Here is a 6,088-nt window from a genome sequence, read left to right as displayed (position 1 = left end):
GCATTTATCCCTTGAAGCTCTTTCATAGCCCTGCAATTCAAATGGGTTTTCCAGCTGGAAAATCTCAATAATTAGGGCCCTTGCATCACTATCTGAAATCCGGCTTTTATATTCCATCTCCAAACAACGATCATCATTGGTTATCTTACAAAATTGTCTAAAGCTCTCCAATGCTTTCTCTCTTTCTTTGCCGAAGAATCCTAGGGGGAAAGTAATATCAACAATACTGGGTTTACCTATATATTCACCCATACTGCTCCACTTAAACTCATCGGCATTTCCTACTAGGCCAGCCTTTATTGGATTTTGATGAATATACCTAAGTACAGTTAAAAAGTACCTATCATCTTCTACTACTTCACTTTTGAACCTATCTTGAAATAAATAACCTACTCGCTGGTATTTTTTATTGTACCAAATAGCGTAACTTGCACAGATACGACGCATGATCTGTTCCAATGGCTCTTGACCGACTTTGAGAAGTAGATGAACGTGGTTATCCATGAGGCAATAAGCATATAGTTCGTAGCCACTTTGCTCCTTATACTTACCTAAAGTTTGAGTGAACCTAGTGAAATCCTCGTCATCCTCGAAAATGACCTGCCGGTTTATCCCTCTCATTAGGATATGATAAATTCCGCTTTCACCCTTTTTTCTCGCTTGCCTCGGCATTTTTTACCACCTCCAATAAGAGGTTATCCTATCACTAAAAAGTTGTCAATACCCCCGTCCCCTTGACACCCTTGTCAATGCTTTTCTGAAAAGCGCTTATATACAGTTAGCAAGCTATCATCAAGGAACGATAAGGCTTTATTCACAATTTCTGCCGGTACTCCGTAAGCAGCCTCAGCTATGCTGCCGGTTATGGCGGCAAGGGTGTCACTGTCTCCACCAAGGGAAACAGCATTTCTGATGGCATCCTCGAAATCCACGCTTTCCAGAAATGCCGTGATTGCTTCGGGGACAGTTTCCTGACAACTCTCATTAAATTCATAATTCTGGCGTATATCCTCGAGGGTTCGGCTCAAATCATAACCATATTTTCCTTCTACATAAGCCTTAATCTCGTCCTTGGTTTTTCCTTCCCGGGCAAGAAAAATGGCCGCAGCGGTTGCTTGGGCACCCTTAATGCCTTCTGGATGATTATGGGTCACAGCCGCACAGATTTTGGCATATTGCTCAATCTCCGTAAGGGTATCAAAGAACCAAGCTACCGGTGAAACCCGCATAGCCGAACCGTTTCCCCAGCTATTATAGGGATCAGTATCCTCGGAAAACAGCCAACTGTTAAAACGACCGCCGTAACCAGCAGCTGAATACATACGGCCATATTTTTTCATGGCTTGGATAAAGGCTGTCGGACTGCCGCCATTCAGCAAACCTTCGGCAACTGCCAAAGTCATCACCGTATCATCGGTAAAAAAACACTCCAAGCTAAAAAGAGGAAATTCCTTAATCTTGATGTTATTCCATTCATAAACCGAACCGACAATATCACCAATAATTGCACCAAGCATAATTTCTTGCTCCCCTCCCTCTAAAGCTTTCTCTTAGCTTCCTCCACCTGCGCCTTAGCGGCCGGAGACAAGGCATCAATCAAGTGATTACGCACATTTACCTGCATCTCCTGATATTCCTGCTTATTTCTTTCAATAGAACTGTCCACCTCAGTCTTCAGGTCACGAGCTGATAATAAGCCGCATCCCGCTCCCCTGATAATGATCTGCTGCAGACCGTCCGAGGTCGCTACTGTTATGTTATATTTTTTTTGATTATCGTGGGCAAACTTTTCAATATATTGATCGGCGGTTTGAGCTTCTTTCGTATATACCACATGAATATTATGATAGTCCATGATTTCCTCTACATGCCCCTGAACCAGATAAGCATCAAATACAACAATAATCCGGCACTTACGAATTCCTTGGTAATTACAGAGAATATCCTGTAACTTAATTCTGGCACCGTCCATATTCTCATCGGCGAGTTCTTTCAGTTCCGGCCAGGCATGAATGATATTATAGCCGTCCACAAGGAGATACTCTTCTTTATTTTCCTGCCGGTTGGCCGCATAAGCAGCCGCTTCATAATAGCTGTCCCGGGCTGTTTTACGTCTTTTCCAGACAGACTTTTTCCCTTGATTGGCATAAAAGGTGTTATTGATAATTCGGTCAATCTCCTCTGGGCTGATCCACCGCTCTTCTGTGTATGAGGCCTGATGGGGAGCGGTAACGCCGGCCGAATCCGCTTTCTTCGAAAAATAGCTTTCCAGATGCATGTAGTCTTTTACGGCATACCATTCCACCAAAAAGCCGGCCCCGTGGGCACAAAACACTGAGCCTGTCGGATTTTCTGTATCCCTCTCTGAATCATAACCCATACTTGCTATGACCTCTTCAGTGTTATGGCAGGGTTCATACCCTTTCAGACTGCAAAAAAGCCTGCCCAGTCCTTTAGTATAGGCAACTACCTCTTTCTGATAATTCCGCATGGTAGCAACCGGGGCACTTCCCACAAGCACCGCGATTTCGCCGTTGGTCTCGCTTATGGTGCAGGTACCGTGCATTTTCTCAATATCCGTCATCGCTCTGCCGACCATTTTCTCCGGCAATTCCAGCTCAAAGGCATAATAAGGCTCCAACAGTATGGACTCAGCCTCCTTTAATCCCTGGCGCACTGCCCGGTAGGTAGCCTCTCGGAAATCACCGCCGTCGGTATGCTTATTGTGGGCCCGCCCGGAAACTAAGGTGATTTTCAGATCGGTTATCGCCGACCCGGTGAGAACTCCATAATGAGTCTTTTCCTCCAGGTGGGATAAAATAAGTCTTTGCCAGTTTTTACTTAAGATATCTTCACTGCACTCCACTCCAAACTGCAGACCGCTCCCCGGCTCATTCGGCTCCATTAGTAAGTGAACCTCCGCATAATGGCGCAAAGGTTCAAAATGCCCTACTCCCTCTACAACGTTAGCAATGGTCTCTTTATAGACAATTCTACCGGCATCGAAAGCCACCTCAACACCAAAACGGCTTTGGATGAGGCTTTGCAGGATTTCGATCTGCACCTCTCCCATAATCTGAGCCTGAATTTCCTGCAACTGCTCATCCCAGACAATCTGCAGTTCCGGCTCCTCTTCTTCGATCTGACGTAACTTTGGCAGCATCACTCTTGGATCACAGCCCTCCGGCAGAATGATCTGATAGGAGAGCACCGGTTCTAATATCGGTGTGTCGGAAGCCTCTTCTATCCCTAGACCTTCTCCCGGCCTGGTTTGGCTAAGTCCGGTTACAGCACAGACAGCCCCAGCTCCTACCTCGCTCACAGTCTCAAATTTTTTACCGGAATAGATACGAATTTGATTCACTTTCTCTTTCCAGCTATTATTCGATAAAACATCTTTAACCTTAAGACTTCCACCGGTAACCTTCATGTGGGTAAGACGGTTCCCTTGATCGTCTCTGGAAATTTTGAAGATTTTAGCCCCAAATTCTTCAGGGTAAGAAGGAATCAGGGTATATTCATCAAGGCCTTGGATAAATTGTTCAACGCCTTCTAATTTTAAGGCAGAGCCAAAGTAACAGGGAAAAATTTTGCGCTCCCAGATAGCTTTTTTTATCTGAAGAGTTTCAATATGTCCTGTTTCCAAATAGGTCTCCAGCAATTTCTCTTCACACATGGCCAGTTGTTCGCAAAAACCCTCAGTCTGGACTTGGCTAAATTCAATACAGCCGTCACTTAAGTGCTTTTTCAATTCCTTCAGCAACTTGTCTTTATCCGTCCCGATCTGATCCATCTTGTTAACGAACAAAAAAACCGGTATCTGATAGATCTGAAGTAGCCGCCATAAAGTTTTGGTATGCCCCTGTACCCCATCGGCACCATTTATCACTAATATGGCATAATCCAGTACCTGAAGGGTTCTTTCCATTTCCGCCGAAAAATCTACGTGTCCCGGTGTATCCAGTAAGGTAATCTGAGTTTCCCCTATGGCAAACACCGCCTGCTTAGAGAAAATGGTGATCCCTCTCGCTCTCTCCAGCTCGTAGGTATCTAAGTAAGCATCCTTATTATCTACTCTGCCCAGTTTGCCGATTTTCCCGCTCAAATAAAGCATACTCTCTGATAAGGTGGTCTTACCCGCATCTACATGAGCCAAAATGCCAATGACAAATTTATTCATAATTTATTCCAAATCCTTCATTTTTGCTCACTATAATAATCCTGGGCCGATTAAGCCTAAGTACCATTCTACAATTATTATGATACCAGCAAGTTTGGCATTTAACAATTTACCTAATTGCAATAATGGATAAACGAATCAAGCAAAAAGGGGAAAAATAACCCCCGGCATTACCAAGGGGTTGGTATTACCGAGGGTTTTCTTCATATCTTCATTTCAACAAAAAGTCAGACTCCAACAGGTCCTAGAGGGTGAAAATAGAGATCCTCATCATTACAGGGAGCGTAATAATACCCTCCTTTTTCTCCATCTTGAATGCTATCTAATTTTTCACGAAGATTTCCACATTTCGAGCCAATTATTGCTTTGAGATCTTCAAGCCAGGCCGGAGAAATCGGATTCATCAGGATGAGATTGATGCAGGCAAAGATAGATTTGGCCTGATTGGTCAGTTTCTTAAGATTACCGAGCACGACCCAAATCTCAAGAGGCGAATCTTCTTCCATACTGGCTGCAATATAATGCAGTCTGGCCACTTGTTCGCAAAATTCAGGCAGTGTCCATGTTTTCGAAGCAATATCAATGAATATACGTACTTTCTGCTCGATCTTAGCTTGATTCTGAATTGCCCAGGTAGCCAAACACTCCAAAAAAGTAATAATTCTTGGAGCATAATCACAAGCACAGTAATAAATACCAGGCTTGCTAGGATTAGTAGCCCAAGAAATATCCGGATCATAACTGTTTATAATTGTAATGGGAGTTTGGCAAGGCTCATCCCACATCCTCTTCTCAGAGTCTGTAAGAACAATGTTGATAGAATTCTCCTTGACATACTCTCTGTCCTGAAGGATAGACCATATTAATTTTGTTTTTCCGGATCCGGCTTCGCCTAGAATCAGATGACTTCCGGAAAAAAATTTCTCAAAAGGTTTCACATCCTGCTCCATTGGCATTACTTCCTTTCAAAATAATATTGCACAAATCCTATTTAAGAGAACCCATTTTAATTGCTTGATATATAATTCTACACCATCTCCCGTTAACCTCTATTACATTAGAAATAATCAGTACGTTTTTAAAGTTTTTTTATTAATAGACATTACAAAAAGCCAATAAAAAAAGATGGACCCCGTAGGGACCATCTCCTCTTGCTAATTTCCTATTCCAATATGATTTTTTCTAACTCAAGGGGTTCAATATATTGTTCACCCCGATAGGCACGCATATTTCCGCCGGAAATTTCATCGATCAAGGCCACATGATTGTCTTGCCCTACTCTGCCAAATTCAAACTTAATATCGTAGAGCTCTAAGTCTTTTTTAGCCAGTTCACCTTTAACGAGTTCGCCAATTTTTTTGGTTAACCCGACCAGGGTCTTATATTCGTCTTTAGTCATAATTCCCAACATCTCAAGAGCATCATCAGTTATCAGGGGGTCATTGCGATCATCGTCTTTCAAGGTAACCTCCACATAGCCGTCTAGTGGATCCCCTACATTGCAATACTTTCCATATCTTCTGTGAAAACTACCCACTGCCTTATAGCGTAAAATAACTTCTACACCCTGCCCAAACATTTTTGCCGGCTGTACCGTCATAGTGTTTTGCTCAATATCCGCGCTTAAATAATGAGTTGGTATCCCGGCTTTATTGATCTTTTCATAAAAGAACTGAGTTAACCTAAGCCCGGCTTTGCCAGCCCCTTCAATAGATAACCCTACAGTATTAGCACCAGGATCAAAAACACCATCTGTACCGGTAACATCATCTTTAAATTTTAAGAGATAATTCCCATCCTCTAGACGATAGACATCCTTGGTTTTTCCAGTGTAGATCTTTTCCAATTTCGCCACCCCTTAATTAAAAATAACTTAAAGCTCTAGTTATTAGGCTTGTCCCGTCAATG

The 6,088-nt window shown here is 42.9% G+C and carries 5 protein-coding genes; all 5 read right to left on the bottom strand.

The window, feature by feature from the left end:
• Window positions 1-672: transposase (locus AC1U9U_RS06165; RefSeq protein WP_479959676.1), on the bottom strand; the 672-nt coding region annotated here is incomplete at its 3' end.
• A 74-nt stretch (window positions 673-746) separates the two neighbouring features.
• Window positions 747-1,517, bottom strand: a complete 771-nt coding sequence (locus AC1U9U_RS06160; RefSeq protein WP_479959675.1) for an ADP-ribosylglycohydrolase family protein — start codon at window positions 1,515-1,517, stop codon at window positions 747-749.
• 20 nt (window positions 1,518-1,537) lie between these two features.
• The gene (locus AC1U9U_RS06155) at window positions 1,538-4,180 is read right to left on the bottom strand and encodes an NYN domain-containing protein (protein ID WP_479959674.1); all 2,643 of its coding nucleotides are present in this window, start codon (window positions 4,178-4,180) and stop codon (window positions 1,538-1,540) included.
• Between the two features lie 227 nt (window positions 4,181-4,407).
• A complete protein-coding gene (locus AC1U9U_RS06150) occupies window positions 4,408-5,130 on the bottom strand; it encodes a hypothetical protein (protein WP_479959673.1) in 723 nt (240 codons plus the stop codon).
• Window positions 5,131-5,342: 212 nt separating this feature from the next.
• Window positions 5,343-6,026: a phosphoribosylaminoimidazolesuccinocarboxamide synthase gene (locus tag AC1U9U_RS06145; protein WP_479959672.1), complete on the bottom strand. Its 684-nt coding sequence runs from the start codon at window positions 6,024-6,026 to the stop codon at window positions 5,343-5,345.
• Window positions 6,027-6,088: the final 62 nt, after the last annotated feature.

The sequence above is a fragment of the Desulfitobacterium sp. genome (assembly GCF_982384815.1).
The sequence above is the reverse complement of the archived record's forward strand: the minus strand, read 5'-3'. Positions and strand labels throughout refer to the sequence as shown.